Genomic DNA, 17313 nt, shown 5'->3' on the forward strand with positions numbered 1-17313 from the left:
GGCCTAAACGATTCCAAGAGAGCATTTTCCACTGGTTTTCCATCTATCCAAATTGCTACCTCATCTTTATTTTTCCATGATTCAAAATCTTTGTGTTCCGGATTTCTCTTTTCCACAGGACCGTTTTTATACAAAAGCCTTTCTTTTTGTGCTTCTGAAAGTTGAGAATAGCTTTTCTGTTTGTACTGCTTCTTTTCTTCGCTTTCGATTAAAAAAATGGCACCTTGGTAGTACTTTTCTTTTTCTGCCTCAACTCCACTAGTTGAAGTTTGAACTTTAGATTCCAATGAAGTAGCATTCTCAAAAACCGAAACTGAATCTTGAGCTGGCTTGTAAACACTTACTTTTTCTGCAAATACAGTCACTACAATCCCCAAAAAGGCAAATAGGCCAGCCAGTTTAAGAAGTTGAATTCCGGATTTCGATGTCTTGGTCATCATGGAAAATCGTTTTTTGGTAAGGGAAAATTTTAAGCTACTTCCGAGCGAAAATCCATTTTGCCCGGAAAGAACAGAAACAAGGAGATATTGGTATTCTTGGATAGGAGTTCTTTTGATCACTTCATGATCTGCAATAAACTCGTGATTGAGACGGATGGCCTGTAGTGCGAAATGTAAGCCAGGATGAAACCAGAATGGTATTAGCAAAAGCTCAATGAAGAGAATATCCCAACTATGTCTTTCCCGCACGTGGCATTGCTCATGGAGAAAAATCGGTTCGGGAATCCCTTCCTTTTCAAAGCTTGACTTGGGATAAAAAATATAATCAAGAAAGGAAAACGGAGGAGTCTCTCCATTTATTAAAACCAAATTTTCACCTCGGTAGCGGACCCGGATATTCTTCCGAATCTGATCTTGGATAAGATAAATATTCCGAAGAAAACGAATCAAGAAAACGACCACAACCAGAAGATAAATCCCCCATGCTATTTTTCCCCAAGCAATCTTCGTCGTATGAGAGTCAACACCTTTAGTAAATTCAATAGTAGTTATAGTGGTTTGAGATGGATAAACAGGGTCTTTAGAAGTCGAATTAACTCCCGAAAAAAGCTCTTCAGGCACTTCCTGCACCACTTCAAAGGTGATCAAAGGAATAAAAAAAGATCCAATGACGACAGACAAAAGAACGAAGCGATTAAATCGATACAAGACTTCCTGCTGCAAAAACAGACGATAAAATAGCAGCAATAGCAGTAAGCAAAGGATGGATTTGAGCAAGTATTCCATTACTTTTTTTGGTTTAGTTGGTCATCTATCATAGACTTTAGCTCTTTTAATTGAGCCTCGGTAAAAGAGCTTTGCTTCGCAAAAAATGAAGCAAACTGAGCAGGAGAATCATTGAAAAAGTTCTTTATCAGACCTTGAAGGTGGTTGCCAAAATAGGACTCTTTTGATACCAAGGGAAAATAAAGCCTAGCCTTTCCCTCTGTCTGATAGTCCACGAATTTTTTCTCCTGCATTCGTTTGAGCAAGGTGGAAATAGTAGTCGCTGCAGGCTTGGGATCAGGGTACATTTCAATCAGATCTTTCAGAAAAGCTTTTTCCTTTTCCCAAAGGTGATTCATTAATTCTTCTTCGGCTTTGGATAGCATAGATGTTGAGATTAACATTCTACAAATGTAGAAGAGTTTTATTATTCTACAAATGTAGAAGAATAGTTTTATGATATTTTTAGAAAAGCATAAGTGAATTCTAAAAACTGAGAAATAGGCACTTTAAAGGAGTTCGTTTCATAAACAGCTGAAAAACAACCTCTAAATACTTCCTCTCCAAGAAAAAATAATCAGCTGAGCTGAACAGAATTGTGAATTTTCGGCTTAAATACCCAGAAATTGATAATTTCACCACCTGCTCAAGAAGAAGACCATGTTAGCCGAACATATACGATTACAGGAAGATAGAGAATACAAAAAGCACTGGAAAAAATGGGGCCCCTATCTCACTGAGAGACAGTGGGGAACCGTCCGTGAAGACTATAGCCCTGATGGTGCAGCCTGGGAAAATGTGACACACGATGAAGCACGTAGCAAGGCATATCGCTGGGGAGAGGAAGGCATCGGTGGAATCTCCGACCACAAACAAAAACTTTGTCTTGCCTGGGCATTTTGGAATGGAAAAGACCCATTTATCAAAGAGCGACTTTTTGGATTGACAGGAAATCAGGGAAATCATGGAGAGGACGTCAAGGAAATCTATTACTATCTTGACTCCACGCCGACTCACTCCTACATGAAGATGCTTTATAAGTATCCTCAAGCCGAATTCCCTTACCAAAAACTACTTCTGGAAAATAAGAAAAGGCAAAAGACCGACCCTGAATTTGAACTGATCGACACAGGAGTCTTTGACGAGGATCGGTACTTTGACATTTTTATAGAATATGCCAAAAATGACGCAGAAGACATTGTCGCGAAAGTAACCATCCATAACAGAGGTCCCGAATCAGCTCCCATTTGGGTGATGCCCACGCTTTGGTTTCGAAAAACTTGGTTTACAGGTCACGAACCCTTCATGCCAAAGTTGAGTCTGGTCCGCTCAAATAGAATCAAAGCGTTCAATCCCAAATCAGGAAACTATTCCATCACCTTCAGTGGCAACCCAGATATTCGGTTTTGTGATAATGAAACCAATCGGGAAAGGCTCTACAATATCCCCAACGAGCGGGAGTTTCATAAAGACGGTATCAATGATTATCTGATCAAAAAGGATGACTCCAAAGTCAATCCAAAGTTTACCGGCACCAAAGCAGCGGCCATTTACCACCTTGACATTCCAGCTGGAGAAAAAGTAGAGATCAAAATGCGACTTCAGCATCAGTTGGAAGATCAGCCACTAGAAATTTGTGAAACCTGCTTAGAAGAAAGAAAGCGGGAGGCCGATGAGTTTTACAGTCAATTGCAAGATCGGGTTACGGATCCTGACCTAAGACAAATACAGCGGCAAGCCTATGCGGGCATGATGTGGTCTAAGCAGTTTTATTATTACGATGTAGAGCGGTGGCTGGAAGGAGACCCTGGGAGATATGTCCCTCCATGTGCTCGAAAGAAAGGCCGAAATCATCAGTGGCGACACCTTCAAAACTACGATATCATTTCCATGCCGGACAAATGGGAATATCCATGGTATGCGGCATGGGACTTAGCATTTCATTGTATTCCAATAGCTCGAATTGACCCGGAATTTGCCAAAGATCAGCTGCTACTGCTACTCAATGAGTGGTACATGCATCCCAATGGTCAAATCCCAGCCTATGAGTGGAACTTCTCGGATGTCAATCCACCGGTTCATGCTTATGCGGTGCAGCGCGTTTATCAAATAGATAAAAAAGCCAATGGAGGAAAAGGTGACCAGGAATTTCTAGAGCGTGCAATGCACAAACTCATGCTCAATTTCACCTGGTGGGTCAATCGAAAAGATAATGACGGCAAAAATATATTCGAGGGAGGATTCTTAGGACTGGATAATATTTCCATTTTCGATAGATCTGCAGCGGAGTATTATCAGGGCAAACTGGAACAAGCCGATGGTACTTCTTGGATGGCTATGTTTTCGTTGAATATGCTTCGAATGTCCTTGGATCTTTGCGAGTTCAACACTGTGTATCAGTACACTGCGACTAAATTTCTGGAGCATTTTCTCTACATCGCCGGAGCAATGAACAATATCTCAAAGGAACACATATCGCTTTGGGATGATGAGGATCAGTTTTTCTATGACGTTTTCCACTTCAAAGGAAAAGAGCCAGAAAAGCTAAAGGTTCGCTCTATTGTGGGTTTGATTCCACTTTTTGCGGTGGAGCCTATACGAGAAGAGCTCTTCGAAAGCCTGCCTGAATTCAAGAAAAGGCTGGACTTCTTTATGCGAGAAAAGCCAAAATTAGCAGCGCTGGTATCAAGTTGGATTCATCCAGGAAAAGGTAAACGCAGACTTTTCTCTTTGCTGCGAGGACACCGAATGCGAAGTGTCCTTCACAAGATGTTGGATTCCGAGGAGTTTTTGAGTGATTTTGGGATTCGATCCCTATCCAAATTCCATTTGGCCAAACCTTACACACTTCAAATGAACGGAGATGCCTATTCAATCAGATATACTCCCGGAGAGTCTGACACCCGGATGTTTGGAGGCAACTCAAATTGGCGAGGACCGATATGGTTCCCTATTAATTACCTGATCATTGAGTCGCTGAAGAAATTCAACTTCTACTATGGCGGTGACTTCTCGATCGAATACCCAACCGGATCGGGCAATTACCTTTCCATGGATATGATTGCAAAGGAACTTTCTCTGCGATGTATGAAGATTTTCATGCGAGATGCGAATGGAAACAGACCTGTCTTTGGGAATCAGGAAAAATTCCAGAAAGACCCTCATTTCAAGGATCACATATTATTCTATGAATATTTTCATGGTGATAGTGGCAAAGGCCTTGGCGCTTCCCATCAGACAGGATGGACAGGCTTAGTGGCAGAGATGATCCATAAGTATTACAAGGAAGAAAAACTAGAAGTACATGCCTCTACTCCCCTTTTTAGAAGCTAATCGCCTCGAAGCAGGCTGTGATGAAGTAGGAAGGGGCTGTCTTGCAGGTCCCGTCGTGGCAGCTGCTGTTATTCTACCTGAGGATTTTTCGAACCCTTGGGTAAATGACTCCAAAAAATTACTCAAATCGCAGCGGGAAGAATTGGTAGAAGAAATCAAGTCCACTGCACTTAGCTGGGCCATCGCAGAGGCAAGCGTAGCCGAGATCGACCAAATCAATATTTTGAATGCCTCTTTCTTAGCAATGAAGCGAGCTGTTTTGGGACTAAAAACTCAACCCCATCACTTATTGATCGATGGGAATCGATGGAAGTCTGATTTACAAATACCTCATACCTGCGTGATCAAGGGCGATGGAAAGTATGCCAGCATTGCAGCTGCTTCCATTTTGGCAAAAGTCTATCGAGATGATTTGATGGCCCAACTAGCAGAGGATTTCCCTTACTACGGATGGGAAACCAATGCAGGATACCCCACAAAAGTGCATCGAAAGGGAATCTCAGACCATGGAGCTACGCCGTGGCACCGATCAAGCTTTAAGCTTTTACCAGATCAGTTGGAGCTCAATTTTAAGTAGTTTATTTTTTAGGCTTTTCTACTACTCGCTCAAAAACCAGTTTACCACTATTGCCTGACTTTGTAATGGGTTCCAGCACCAATCTATTCTCATCAAAGTCTACGATTTTTGCCTTTCGCTCCATTTCTCCCTCACGGATGATCAATACATCCCCTTCACCGATCTCAATTTGAGCACGACGCTGTACGATGGTCTGATTGACCATGTCGGTATAGCGAAGGGAATCTCCTGGGGTAAATTGATATATCGTGGACTCAAGCCTATTCTTGATTCGATATTCCATATTTGCCCGGGTAGCTGAGTCGGCTTCTCTGAATTGGGCGGAATTTCTAATTCGATCAATCCCATCGAAGTAAACCAATTGCCATTTACCGATGAGTTGTTGTGCTTCTATGCTAGAAATGCTCAAGAAGAGCGAAAGCAGTACAGGGGAAAAAAAGGATAGGTTCATATTGATACCTAGGCAATTTTATTGCCAAAAAAAATTTTATCAGCCAGGAACAACTTTCACATTTAAAAAAGGAAGCCATTCCTCGGCATGTCTCTCGGCATAATCAGCCAAAAAATAAGATAGGGTTGGCTTAAAAGGAAGGATTTTTAGAGGCATTCCTGCTTCTTCCGGTGTCTTGTTTCCTTTATTTACGTTGCAGCGATTGCAGGCGGTAACCAGATTGGTCCAGGACGTTTTTCCACCCTTAGATCGAGGTACAACATGATCAATTGTCAAATGCTTCACCGATCCACAATACTGACATTCTCCATTGTCTCTTCGAAAAAGGTTAGCCCGATTGAGCATCACCCCCCGATAAGGAATGCTTTTATATTGATTAAGTCGGATGACAGCGGGATATTCAAAACTTCTACTAATGGTTCGGATCTGTAAAAGTTCGTAGGTGGATAGCATGGTTGCCTTCTCAAGCAAAGTAAGAACAATAGCCTTTTGGGCCGAAACCACTGCCACTGGTGAGTGATCTAAATTTAATACCAATACCCGCTTTTCCATCTTCAATTAAACACTGACCTAGCTTCCAAAACGACCTGTTTATTTCGATTGTTTGCAAGAAAACCCTCCCATTCCTCAAGATCTGATACTTTCATCCGACTATCCATCCAAAGTACTTCCTCCATGCCCAGGTAGATTGCGAATTGATCTTGACGAGAATCTTCATCATGAAAAATAAATAAATCTCCCGGCATGGCATGATTAAAAGGTAAAATTCTTCCGGGCAAAGTAGCTGAAGACCATTGATATCCGGCGATGGAGTAGATCAAAGCGAATCCCTGAAGCTCGTCCAAACCAAAAATACTTCGGCCTCCCGCTTGCCAAGGAGCATTGATATACCGAAGTGCAATTTCCAGTAATTCATCCCGATCTGCTCGCTTAGCATGGGCTCGGCTAGTTCCGGTAAAGCCTATAGTTTCCTGCCAATTGAAGAGCTCTAATTCCGAAAAGTGCAAGCGGCTTCCAGGCAGCAAATATAGATTTGTCCCCATATATTCTATGGCTGCTATGGGGCTTGTAACTATCTGAAAATCTTGGTCTAGAAAATTTTGATACTCGTCTTTGTGGATTTCCTTGAGTGACTTTGTCGAGATCCAGCCTCCCATTCTACTGTCCTCATGAAAAATGCGATACCACTGACGATCTGTAGACACAGCCAGTACTTGATAGCATTCCCCAAATAAAAGTTGGGAAATCATCGCCGAATTGGTACTTGGCTGTCGATATACGGGGAGCAGGGTTTGCCTACAAATCCCGAAGGAATCAATTAAGGGCCATTCGTTGAAGTTCTCTTTTGGCATCTTTAGCTTTCAAGTCCTGTCGCTTGTCGTGAGTCTTTTTACCTCTTCCGAGGGCAATTTCCATTTTTGCCAGCCCACGATCATTGATAAATATACGAACAGGAATGATAGTCAGCCCCTTTTCTTGGGACTTCGTGTGGAGTTTTTCAAGTTCTTTCTTATTGAGAAGGAGTTTCCGGTCTCTTACCGCCTCGTGATTATAGCTAGAAGCCATGGAGTAAGGGGCGATATGCATTTGCCTCACAAAAAGTTCCCCGTCTAAAAAAACGCAGAAAGACTCTGTGAGAGAGACCTTTCCCTCGCGGATGGATTTGATTTCCGTGCCTTTCAGCATGATTCCAGCTTTGAACGTATCAATAAACTCAAATTGAAAGCTTGCCTTCTTATTCTTGATATTGACAATCTTATCAAACTTCTTCTTATCTGCCATTTTAGATTTTCATTTTTGCAAGAGGCGTGACCTCCAAAGAGGAAAATTCCCCTTCCAAATATTTAAAGTGTGCTGCCATGGCTATCATCGCCGCATTGTCTGTGCAGTACTCAAATTTTGGAATAAAAAGTTCCCAGTTTCTCTTTTTTGCCTCCAATTCCAATGTCTTCCTCAACCCTGAATTAGCCGAAACACCCCCTGCTATGGCTATTTGCCGGATCCCAGTTTCTTTGGCAGCTTGCACCAATTTGATACGAAGCATTTCGATCAAAGTATATTGAATGCTTGCACAGAGGTCGAATAAATTTTCCTGAATAAAGTCCGGATTTCCTTGAAGTTGCTCTTTCAGAAAATATAAAACTGCAGTCTTGATTCCACTGAAGGAAAAATCCAGATTCGGCATTCGGGTCACCGGAAAATCAAAAGCTTTAGGATTTCCCTCTTTTGCATATTTATCGATCAAAGGACCACCTGGATAAGGCAAGCCGAGAAGTTTCGCCGTCTTATCAAATGCCTCGCCTACAGCATCATCCCGAGTCTCCCCAATTACTTGCATGTCCAAGGCTGAATTTACTTTGACCAATTGCGTATGGCCTCCACTTACTGTCAAACAGAGAAATGGAAAAGTAGGCTTGGGATCCTCAATAAAATGCGCTAAGACGTGCGCCTGCATATGATTTACCTCAATAAGCGGGATATCCAATGCCTGTGCCATTGCCTTGGCAAAACTCACTCCCACCAAAAGCGCTCCCATCAGACCGGGTCCACGGGTAAATGCTATCGCAGAAAGCTCAGATTTTGAAATACTTGCGGAATCCAATGCCTCCTGGACGACTGGCACTATATTTTCTTGATGTGCCCGAGAAGCTAGCTCCGGAACTACCCCTCCATATTTTTCGTGAACTGATTGTGTGGCGATGATATTATTAAGTACTTTGCCATTAGCGATCACTGAGGCGGATGTTTCGTCACAGGATGATTCGATAGCTAGTATGTAATTAGTCTTAGTACCCATTGGAAAATAAACCGAAAGTTACGGATTTTTTGCACAAAGCGTTCCGGATAGTCTTATGGGTAATCTTTTCTCTGACAGTGTTCCTGATCGCTGTTGCCCTATTGGTTCAAACTGCTCCAGTCCAAAATTGGCTCATTCAACGGGCTACTAATTTTCTGAATTCTGACAGTCAGTTTGAAACCTCTATTGGAAGAATTCACCTGAATTGGATGGACGCTTTGAGTCTCTCGGATGTAGAAATCCGAGATCACCGAGATAGTATCATGATTGGTGCAGGGGAAATCTTTGTGGATTTTGAATTGGGAAAGCTCCTTGCGGCAGGTCAGCCAAGCCTTGACCAGGTGAGGATCGAAAAAGCAAAAATTCAGCTTTTGACCCATCAAGGTGACTCATCAATGAATATTAACCTTTGGGTCAATGAATTAAGCAATCGTTTCAGCTCAGGAGGCGGAGGAGCAAGCCCGAAATTTGGGATTGGGCAGATCGATATGCGCAACTCAAGCTTTGCCTTGGTCAACTTCAATTCCGAGCCCATTTCTGAAGGCTTGGATTATAACCGTATGCGGTTTGAGGACATTAGCATTTCTGCCAGTGAATTCTACCTCGACGGAGGTGAAATTGGCATCAAGATAGCCCACATGGTTGGCCTCGAATCTGGGTCTGGATTAAATATCAAGGAATTTCGGACTGATTTCATTTACTCTCCCCGGTTTATGGAATTTGCGAATTTGAAGCTAGTAACGAATGAAAGTCACATCAAAGATTTTTTAAGACTGGAATATAGTTCAGTCGGGGCTTTCTCGGAATTCATTACCGAGGTGACAATCAATGCCAACATGAAAGAAACCACTTTAGGATTGGGAGATCTTCGCTTTTTCGCCCCTACTCTTCCCGATATTCAGGATGAACTAGTAATCACGGGAAACTTCACAGGTCCGGTTTCAGAAATCAAAACAGATGAATTTATTCTTAGACTCGGCGAAAAAACGGAGGTATTTGGATCGATTTTGCTAGACGGCTTGCCAGATATAGAAAATACATACATCAACCTTTCTCTTCAAAACTCCACGCTTGACACCAAAGATTTAAGTCCTTACTTGCCAGAATCCAGCAAAACGGAGGTTTTGAAATTTGGAACTATTCGCCTCAGTTCAAATTTCAGAGGTTTTTTAGATCGGTTCGATACGGATGGAGATTTTCGAACTTCAATAGGAAAAGTTTCAGGCAGGATCCGCTATGAAAACCAAAACGGGAAGAATGAAGTCGTGTCCCGAGTAGATGTTGAAAACTTCAATCTAGGCATCCTGACCGATCAGCGAGAAACTTTTCAAAAAATCTCATTAAGCGGTACGGTAGAGGCAGAAGGAAAGTCACTGGATGATTTGCTTTTGGACCTAGACGCCAATGTTTCAAATTTCGGACTATTGGGCTACAATTACACAGGGATCCAAACTGACGCAAAATACGGCTTGGAGCTTTTCGAAGGGAATATCAGCATCAATGACCCAAACCTAAAATTAAATGGTGGGGGAAGTATCAATCTAAAGGACAGCTCGGAAGCTATTTCTCTTCTGCTCACACTAGACTCGGCCAATCTTCAAGCTATTAATCTGATTGACACACCAGCATATTTCAAAGGAAAGTTGGAAATTGACACCCAAGGGATCAATATCGACGATTTGACTGGAATTATGCGATTCAATGATTTAGTCGTCGGCTACCAAGACAGGGTATTGGAAGTAGGAGATTTTTATTTTCAGTCACTTTTTGCCGGAGGTACGAGGACTATGTCTCTAAACTCTGACTACATCGTTGCTGGTGCGTCGGGTCAGTTTAAATTGGAGCAAATGGCAAAGGATTTACCTTTTTTGCTTCAGCAATATTTGGCCATACTTCTGCAAGACGAAGCCCCAGTGGCGGAAAACACGGACTATTTTTCTGTCCCTTACAATCTTGACCTGAATATCAACCTGATTGATATAAATCCCATTCTACGACTACTCAAACCCGATCTTTATATTTCTAAAAACACCCTAGTCGAAGGAGCATTTTATCAAACAGAAGAAAATACGATTTTCAACTTTTTCTCAGGGGTTGACACGCTACGATATGGTTCTAATGAAGCAAGGCAGGTAAATATTGATTTCAACACTTCCAAAATCATCAACAGTCCCGAGATTTTAGCTTCTTTTTACATCTTCTCAAAGCAACAAAATATTGGCGGAAAGCTCGATTTCAGCAATTTGGGATTTGAAGCAATTTGGAACAACGATGCCCTGGATCTGAATTTAGCCCTGGATCAGGACTCGACTCAAAGCAAGGCCCGTGTCAATGCAGTAGCTCAATTTTCCCCTTCTCAAACCACTCTACAGCTCAAGCCTTCCCAACTCACTGTACTAAGTAGTAACTGGCAGTTTGACCCCAACAACCTCGTCACACTCCTTCCCGGTTCTGTAAAGTTTGAAAACCTGATGCTCATTTCTGGCGAACAAAAAATTGACTTAGAGGGAGTTTTAAGCAATCGCCCGGAGGATGAATGGACTTTGAGCCTTGATCAGGTGAATGCCAATATTCTCAACACCCTGACTCCACAGGAATATGAAGGAAAGGTAAACGGACTGATTCGCTCCAGTACAGGAGAGGCAGGTAAAATGACTTTGGATGCCGAAATCGGAATAAAGAATCTGACGATTAACGAAATCCCTATCGGAGACCTCTCAACAGAAGCTCATCTTAAGGATGATGCAATGGTTTTGCAAATTGAAAATATGCTTGATGGAAAAAAAACCATCACTCTGGGAGGTGACTTGGAGCTCGGCTCTCTTGAATTTGATCTCAACGGAAAACTTCAAGAGGCAGAAATCAAAATTTTCGAGCCATTTCTCTCCAATTACCTCTCTGACATGGGGGGGCAGATCACCGGTGACATTCAGCTGAAAGGTGATGCCATTAATCCTACCTTGGTGGGTGAGGGAAAGATCGATCAGGGAAAATTACGTGTCAATTACCTGAATACTCTTTATCAATTGGATGGGAGCGTGCTTTTTACTCCAGGTCAAGTTCGCTTTGACAAATTAATTGCAAAGGATGTACGGGGAAATACAGCTGACCTGAAGGGTGGATTAAACTACCAAGGCTTGGATAACATCAGACTTGACATACAGGCTGACTTAAGAAACTTTCAAGTCATGAATACCTCTGCCAAAGACAATGAGGTCTTTTACGGGAACATTTATGTGACAGGGGAAATGGATTTAAGTGGAAATACCGATAATCTCATCATGGACGCAAGAGCAAGAAGTGAACGCGATACCCGGATTTTCATTCCTTTGAGCAGCAGTAATGAGCAGGTCAGTGAAGACTACATCACTTTTATCAATATTTATGATACAGTATCTGTCCAGTCAATTAATGAAGAAATAGATCGCCTAGACATTCAGAACTTCCAGATGAACTTCACCATGGAGGTAACTCCCGATGCCTATGCTGAAATAATCATTGACCCACGGACGCAGGAAAAAATCTCAGGACGAGGCAGAGGTGTCCTGACCATGAATATCGATACCCAAGGGACCTTCCAGCTGAATGGTACCTACGAGGTGACCGAAGCGAGTTATGATTTCTCCCTTTACAATGTCGTGAATAAAAAATTCACCGTACAGCCCGGGGGCAGAATATCTTGGTATGGAGATCCGTATGAGGGAATCCTCGACCTTACCGCACAATACACAGAGTCCGTATCTATTCAGCCTTTACTGGCCACGAGTACGACACAAGATCAGCAAAATGGTACCAACAGGCGTTACCCAGTCAGTGTTATCATGAATCTTGACGGGGAACTGATGTCGCCTGATATTTCCTTTGGTTTTGATTTCTCTGAGCTTCCCAATAGTGGAGAAGTTCAAACTGCCATCTCATCCTTTCAGTCTCGTATCGCCAACGATGAGCAGGAAATGAACCGACAGGTTTTCTCAGTGATCATGAGCCGTTCATTTTCTCCGGAGGGTCAGTTTGCAGGCGTCAACTCCATATCAAATAGCTTGGGGCAATTGCTATCAGCCCAACTTAATTCACTTGCCAGCCAAGTGGATAAAAACCTTGAAATCAATATAGACCTTGCCAACCTGGATCAAAACACCCTGGAAACTTTCCAGCTAAGTGTTGCCTATACTTTCCTCGACGGCCGACTAAGGGTGTCAAGAGATGGTGGATTTACAGATAATACCGGGCAGGCTGGAGCTGCATCCATCATTGGTGACTGGCAAGCTGAATACTTACTCACAGACGATGGGGTATATCGAATGCGAATATTCAATAGAAATAACTTCAATACCTTCACTTCGCTCTCGCTATCACAGAATATTGTCACCTACGGGGTAGCACTCACTCAAAATGTTTCCTTCAATTCTTTCTCCGAACTATTCCAGAAAATCACACAGCGGAAGGAGAAAAAAAGAAACACCTCCCTGATTGAAGACTCTGATAACTACCTCAGATTTCAAGAAGAAGCCGATTGGAAACCGATCGATCTAAGCCCGGTAGTGGAGAGACTTGATTCTATTTACAATAAACCCGTTCAAATTATCCATATCGATCAACGATAAGAAAACATTTTTGTAGGCTATGGGCTTATTTTGAAAAAGTAAATTATGCAAAAAATCACGCTGTTTTGGTTTCGACGAGACCTTCGTCTGGATGACAATACTGGACTGTATTACGCACTTTCGCAGGAGGAAAATGTACTCCCCCTATTCATTTTTGATCAAAATATCCTCGAAAAACTGGAGGATAAATATGATGCAAGAGTAGGCTTCATCCACGATCAAATCACAGATCTCAAGTCACAATTTGAAGAAAAAGACAGCAGCCTTCTGGTGAAAATTGGACGTCCTGTGGAAGTTTTCAAATCCCTTCTCGAGGATTACGACGTGCAGGCAGTCTATACCAATAGGGATTATGAGCCCTATGCCAAAGAGCGTGATAAGGAAGTGGCAAAACTTCTTAAGGAAAAAGATATTGAACTCTTCACCTTCAAAGATCAAATGATTTTTGAGCCGGGAGAAGTTTTGAATGGCTCCGGAGATTTCTACAAAGTCTTCACCCCATACAGTAGGGTTTGGCTAGAGGAGTTTAAAAAACAGACCATAGAGCCCCTGAATTATTTCCATTGGAAAAATCTTCTAGAGTGCAAAGCATTTGATCTCCCCTCGCTCAAAGAGGTAGGCTTCGAAAAATCTTCGATTGAAATTCCTCCTAAAATGACAGACGAAGATATCATTCGGCATTATGATAAAAATCGAAACTTCCCTGCAAAAGAAGGAACGAGTCGACTTGGAATTCACCTACGATTTGGCACAATCTCGATTCGGAAATTAGCCCTTACTGCCTCCAAACTCAACGATACTTACTTGAATGAATTGATATGGAGAGAGTTTTACATGACTATTTTGGCATACAATCCACAGGTGGTGGATAAGGCATTCAAGCCGGCGTATGACCAGATTCCATGGAGAAATAACGAAGAGGAGTTCAAAGCCTGGTGTGAAGGCAAAACCGGCTATCCTATAGTCGATGCGGGAATGAGAGAACTCAACACCACCGGATACATGCACAACCGTGTACGAATGATCGTGGCGTCCTTTCTTACCAAACACCTTTTGATAGATTGGAGATGGGGAGAGGCCTATTTCGCACGGAAGCTTCTGGACTTTGAACTTGCCTCTAACAATGGTGGCTGGCAATGGGCCGCTGGGACGGGAACGGACGCTCAGCCTTACTTCCGAGTATTTAATCCGGAGTCTCAAACAGACAAATTTGACAAGGATCTACGCTACATTAAAAAATGGATTCCTGAATTAGACAGCAATGATTATCCAAAACCCATCGTAGATCATAAATTTGCAAGGCAAAGAGCCATTGACACCTATAAAGAAGCACTAAATTCATGAATATCGGAGACCGAGTCAGACTACTACGAAGCACAGAAGAGGGAATTGTACGAAAAATTTCCTCTAGCGGTAGGATTGAAGTAGAAATCGAAGATGGGTTCACTATTCCTGCTCTCAAGTCTGAAGCGGTAGTCATCCACTCGGCCGAGGAAGCCTATTTTGGAAGAAAAGAAGAGGGAGTCGAGGAGGAAAAAACACCCTTACCTATTTCCAAGCCCAAGGATCAAGGTTTGTATCTTGCCTTTATTCCCATCAATGATCAAAACATCAGCCTGTACCTCATCAACGATAGCCGGGATGGATATTTGGTGCATTGCTCGGAGGTTTTTGGCACGAATCATCGGACGCTTTTCGCCGACAAATTACTTTCCGGAGAAAGCAAAAAATTTGATGACCGAATCCTAAAGCAACTCGATGAATGGCCGGCTTTTTTACTTCGGTTTTTTCCAATTCAAACCCAGCTAGGCCCAGAGAAGAAACCTTTTGAAAGAAAACTCAAGATCAAAGCTTCCCAGTTTTTCAAACATCTTGGAGAAGCACCTCTTTTGGGTAAGAGAGGATATCTTTTTCATTTGGCGCAAACCACCCATGATTTGGACGTTCAGAAACTGAATCTTGAGCTGGAAAATATCAAGCCAAAACCAATCACCGAACCCATCAAAAAGCCAGCAAAGCGAATCGATTTACACATCGAAGAGCTCGTACAAGACCCGACAGGAATGAGTAATTCGGAGATGCTAAGAATTCAGCTTGAGACCTTTGAAAAAAACCTCAATCAAGCAATTGCATCTGGAATGCATGAAATCACCTTCGTTCATGGAATCGGTAATGGAGTCCTCCGCAAAGAAATTCAAAAGCGACTGAGTGAATTGAGAAATATTCAGTACTTTAAGGACACCCAGAAGGATAAATGGGGATATGGGGCGACCCTAGTACGAATCTCTTGATCCATGCAGACTAAAGTTTCGCCTGTTTTTTCTGTTTTTGAAAAAAGCCATCAGGAGGCTATTCAATTGTTTTTCGAGCTTAGCAAGCGGATTCGATCCAAAAAAGCCGGGCAACTCTATGACAAGCTGCTATACCTCGAGCTATTCGCAGATTTGATTGGCAAAATCCATTTTGAGCAAAAAGAACTCTCTAACCAACTCATTCGGGACTTCAGGCCTTTGGAAAAAGATCTAAAAAAAATCATCCGCCTAAAGGCCGTAGAACAAGGGCTGGAAAAGAGACAATCAAATCTAGCTATCCGATATAATTCCTATGAGCAGTTTATCCAAACTCACAAGAGGGGATTGCATAAAGTAGCTTTTGATCGAATCGTGGGTAGTACTACCTCGGAATGGAGTCAACTACTCGACCAGGTCAAAAAATCAAGTAAGGGACTTAAAGTCCTTGAAGTGAGTACGGCGATTCATCAGTTGGTCCAAGATGAGTTGGAATTTTTCGAACTCGAGTGGAAAAAAGGAATGGATAGCCGAGCTTATAAAGACTTGCATTTGGGACTGCAGAAAATCATGAAGCTGGAACAACTGCTAGGGCATTTGGGATTAAACCCGATTTTCATAGCGCGTATTCATGCAGAAATGAAGCAAATGATTAATAGCCTGGATAGCTGGTATATCAATCATTTGGAGATTCAATTTCTCAGTCAGTTTTTGGCAGAAAAACCAAAGGTATCTCAGAAATACCTTGATTGGGCCAAGGAGTTGAAGCAGAAAAAGAAAGGCCTGTCTTCCGTGATCGAAAAACAGGCCAGTCAATTATTTGCTAAAATTCTCGGTTAATCAGATACCAGATAAAGCTTGAGCAAGATCATTTTTTAGATCCTCAGCATCTTCCACACCCACACTGAGACGGATCAGGGAATCTACCAAACCGACCTTTTCACGCTCTTCTTTTGGAATGCTGGCGTGGGTCATACTTGCAGGGTGGCCGCAAAGCGACTCTACTCCTCCCAAGGACTCTGCTAATGCGAAAACTTGGAAGTTTTCCATCACTTTCTTCGCATCTTCCAGACGATTGCCTTTCAGCGTAAATGAAATCATGCCGCCAAAGTCACGCATTTGTTTTTTAGCAATATCATGATTGGGGTGATCTTCAAATCCAGGCCAATATACCTTTTCAACTTTCGGGTGATTTTTTAAATAGGCAGCAATGGTCTTCCCATTTTGGGAGTGACGCTCCATCCGTAGGTGAAGTGTTTTGATGCCTCGAAGTACCAGGAAGCAATCCTGAGGACCTGGAGTCGCTCCGGAGGCGTTTTGCAAAAAGACCAAACGCTCTGCGAGCGAATCATCATTCACTACCAAAGCTCCCATCACCACATCCGAATGTCCGCCAAGGTATTTAGTCACCGAGTGCATCACGATGTCTGCTCCTAGATCGAGTGGGTTTTGGATAAAAGGGGAGGCAAATGTATTGTCCACAGCCACGAGTACTCCATATTTTTTTCCCAAGTCTGCCACTGCCTGAATATCAATAATATTCATCATGGGATTAGTAGGTGTTTCCACCCAGATCATCTTGGTATTCGCAGTGATTTTGGACTCGATTGCTGCCGGGTCTGCCATAGGCACAAAGTGAAACTTGATACCGAAAGGCTCAAACACTTTGGTGAAAAGCCGATAAGTACCACCGTAAAGGTCATTGGTACTGATGATTTCATCACCAGGTCGGAATAGTTTGATTACGGCATCGATCGCACCTAATCCGGATGAAAAACAGATTCCATGCTTGCCATTTTCAAGTGCAGCAAGATTTTGCTGGAGAGCAGTTCGGGTGGGATTATGGGTACGGGAATACTCATAGCCCTGATGATCTCCGGGAGAGCGCTGCACGTATGTGGAAGTCTGAAAGATAGGGGTCATGATAGCCCCCGTACTCGGATCTGGCTCTACACCTGCATGAATGGCTTTGGTTCCGAATTTCATATTTCTTTGTATAGTTGATTGATGAATAATAAAGTTAATTTGGGTTGATTTTCACTAAACTTGCGACATCCC

The 17313-nt window shown here is 42.6% G+C and carries 14 protein-coding genes; 6 read left to right on the forward strand and 8 right to left on the reverse strand.

What is annotated here, in order from left to right; translation table 11 throughout:
• Together OU792_RS08905 and OU792_RS08910 are read right to left on the reverse strand one after the other, a co-directional pair.
• Positions 1–1226 (reverse strand): M56 family metallopeptidase (locus OU792_RS08905; RefSeq protein ID WP_274669978.1); only part of this gene is annotated, 1226 nt, incomplete at its 3' end.
• A complete protein-coding gene (locus OU792_RS08910; RefSeq protein ID WP_134202340.1) occupies positions 1226–1591 on the reverse strand; it encodes a BlaI/MecI/CopY family transcriptional regulator in 366 nt (121 codons plus the stop codon). The genes OU792_RS08905 and OU792_RS08910, both read right to left, overlap by 1 nt.
• Positions 1592–1865: 274 nt before the next feature.
• Here OU792_RS08910 and OU792_RS08915 point away from each other — a divergent pair, with 274 nt between their 5' ends.
• Positions 1866–4538, forward strand: a complete 2673-nt coding sequence (locus OU792_RS08915; protein ID WP_274669979.1) for an MGH1-like glycoside hydrolase domain-containing protein — start codon at positions 1866–1868, stop codon at positions 4536–4538.
• On the forward strand, positions 4510–5115 hold the full coding sequence (locus OU792_RS08920; RefSeq protein ID WP_274669980.1) for a ribonuclease HII: 606 nt from the start codon (positions 4510–4512) through the stop codon (positions 5113–5115). The genes OU792_RS08915 and OU792_RS08920 overlap by 29 nt, the downstream gene beginning before the upstream one ends.
• A 1-nt stretch (position 5116) precedes the next feature.
• On the opposite strand, the gene OU792_RS08925 is transcribed toward OU792_RS08920, so the two are convergent.
• From OU792_RS08925 to tsaD, 5 genes are read right to left on the reverse strand one after another with little or no spacing between them, the layout of a single operon-like run.
• Positions 5117–5566, reverse strand: a complete 450-nt coding sequence (locus tag OU792_RS08925) for a hypothetical protein (RefSeq protein ID WP_134202337.1) — start codon at positions 5564–5566, stop codon at positions 5117–5119.
• Positions 5567–5605: 39 nt separating this feature from the next.
• The gene (locus OU792_RS08930; protein ID WP_035483114.1) at positions 5606–6118 is read right to left on the reverse strand and encodes an HNH endonuclease; all 513 of its coding nucleotides are present in this window, start codon (positions 6116–6118) and stop codon (positions 5606–5608) included.
• Positions 6119–6120: 2 nt separating this feature from the next.
• Complete coding sequence (locus OU792_RS08935; protein WP_134202336.1) at positions 6121–6918, reverse strand: SH3 domain-containing protein; 798 nt, start codon at positions 6916–6918, stop codon at positions 6121–6123.
• The gene (gene smpB / locus OU792_RS08940) at positions 6881–7348 is read right to left on the reverse strand and encodes an SsrA-binding protein SmpB (RefSeq protein ID WP_024284948.1); all 468 of its coding nucleotides are present in this window, start codon (positions 7346–7348) and stop codon (positions 6881–6883) included. The genes OU792_RS08935 and smpB overlap by 38 nt, the downstream gene beginning before the upstream one ends.
• 1 nt (position 7349) lies before the next feature.
• Positions 7350–8363, reverse strand: a complete 1014-nt coding sequence (gene tsaD / locus OU792_RS08945) for a tRNA (adenosine(37)-N6)-threonylcarbamoyltransferase complex transferase subunit TsaD (protein WP_134202335.1) — start codon at positions 8361–8363, stop codon at positions 7350–7352.
• A 29-nt stretch (positions 8364–8392) separates the two neighbouring features.
• Here tsaD and OU792_RS08950 point away from each other — a divergent pair, with 29 nt between their 5' ends.
• From OU792_RS08950 to OU792_RS08965, 4 genes are read left to right on the forward strand one after another with little or no spacing between them, the layout of a single operon-like run.
• Complete coding sequence (locus tag OU792_RS08950) at positions 8393–12967, forward strand: translocation/assembly module TamB domain-containing protein (RefSeq protein WP_134202334.1); 4575 nt, start codon at positions 8393–8395, stop codon at positions 12965–12967.
• Positions 12968–13012: 45 nt separating this feature from the next.
• On the forward strand, positions 13013–14311 hold the full coding sequence (locus OU792_RS08955; RefSeq protein WP_134202333.1) for a cryptochrome/photolyase family protein: 1299 nt from the start codon (positions 13013–13015) through the stop codon (positions 14309–14311).
• Complete coding sequence (locus OU792_RS08960) at positions 14308–15258, forward strand: Smr/MutS family protein (RefSeq protein WP_134202332.1); 951 nt, start codon at positions 14308–14310, stop codon at positions 15256–15258. Before OU792_RS08955 ends, OU792_RS08960 begins: the two co-directional genes overlap by 4 nt.
• Before the next feature lie 3 nt (positions 15259–15261).
• Positions 15262–16095, forward strand: a complete 834-nt coding sequence (locus OU792_RS08965) for a hypothetical protein (RefSeq protein WP_134202331.1) — start codon at positions 15262–15264, stop codon at positions 16093–16095.
• Here the strand turns inward: OU792_RS08965 and OU792_RS08970 are convergent, their stop codons facing one another.
• A complete protein-coding gene (locus tag OU792_RS08970; protein ID WP_274670022.1) occupies positions 16096–17253 on the reverse strand; it encodes a cystathionine gamma-synthase in 1158 nt (385 codons plus the stop codon).
• Between the last annotated feature and the right edge of the window lie 60 nt (positions 17254–17313).

This window comes from Algoriphagus sp. NF, assembly GCF_028823735.1.
Classification (GTDB): Bacteria; Bacteroidota; Bacteroidia; order Cytophagales; family Cyclobacteriaceae; genus Algoriphagus; species Algoriphagus marincola.

What these genes read in the sequence shown, in the direction of transcription:
- OU792_RS08910 (WP_134202340.1), bottom strand. Translation starts at nt 1,591, where the DNA reads ATGCTATCCAAAGCCGAAGAAGAATTAATGAATCACCTTTGGGAAAAG.
- OU792_RS08915 (WP_274669979.1), top strand. Translation starts at nt 1,866, where the DNA reads ATGTTAGCCGAACATATACGATTACAGGAAGATAGAGAATACAAAAAG.
- OU792_RS08920 (WP_274669980.1), top strand. Translation starts at nt 4,510, where the DNA reads ATGCCTCTACTCCCCTTTTTAGAAGCTAATCGCCTCGAAGCAGGCTGT.
- OU792_RS08925 (WP_134202337.1), bottom strand. Translation starts at nt 5,566, where the DNA reads ATGAACCTATCCTTTTTTTCCCCTGTACTGCTTTCGCTCTTCTTGAGC.
- OU792_RS08930 (WP_035483114.1), bottom strand. Translation starts at nt 6,118, where the DNA reads ATGGAAAAGCGGGTATTGGTATTAAATTTAGATCACTCACCAGTGGCA.
- OU792_RS08935 (WP_134202336.1), bottom strand. Translation starts at nt 6,918, where the DNA reads ATGCCAAAAGAGAACTTCAACGAATGGCCCTTAATTGATTCCTTCGGG.
- smpB (WP_024284948.1), bottom strand. Translation starts at nt 7,348, where the DNA reads ATGGCAGATAAGAAGAAGTTTGATAAGATTGTCAATATCAAGAATAAG.
- tsaD (WP_134202335.1), bottom strand. Translation starts at nt 8,363, where the DNA reads ATGGGTACTAAGACTAATTACATACTAGCTATCGAATCATCCTGTGAC.
- OU792_RS08955 (WP_134202333.1), top strand. Translation starts at nt 13,013, where the DNA reads ATGCAAAAAATCACGCTGTTTTGGTTTCGACGAGACCTTCGTCTGGAT.
- OU792_RS08960 (WP_134202332.1), top strand. Translation starts at nt 14,308, where the DNA reads ATGAATATCGGAGACCGAGTCAGACTACTACGAAGCACAGAAGAGGGA.
- OU792_RS08965 (WP_134202331.1), top strand. Translation starts at nt 15,262, where the DNA reads ATGCAGACTAAAGTTTCGCCTGTTTTTTCTGTTTTTGAAAAAAGCCAT.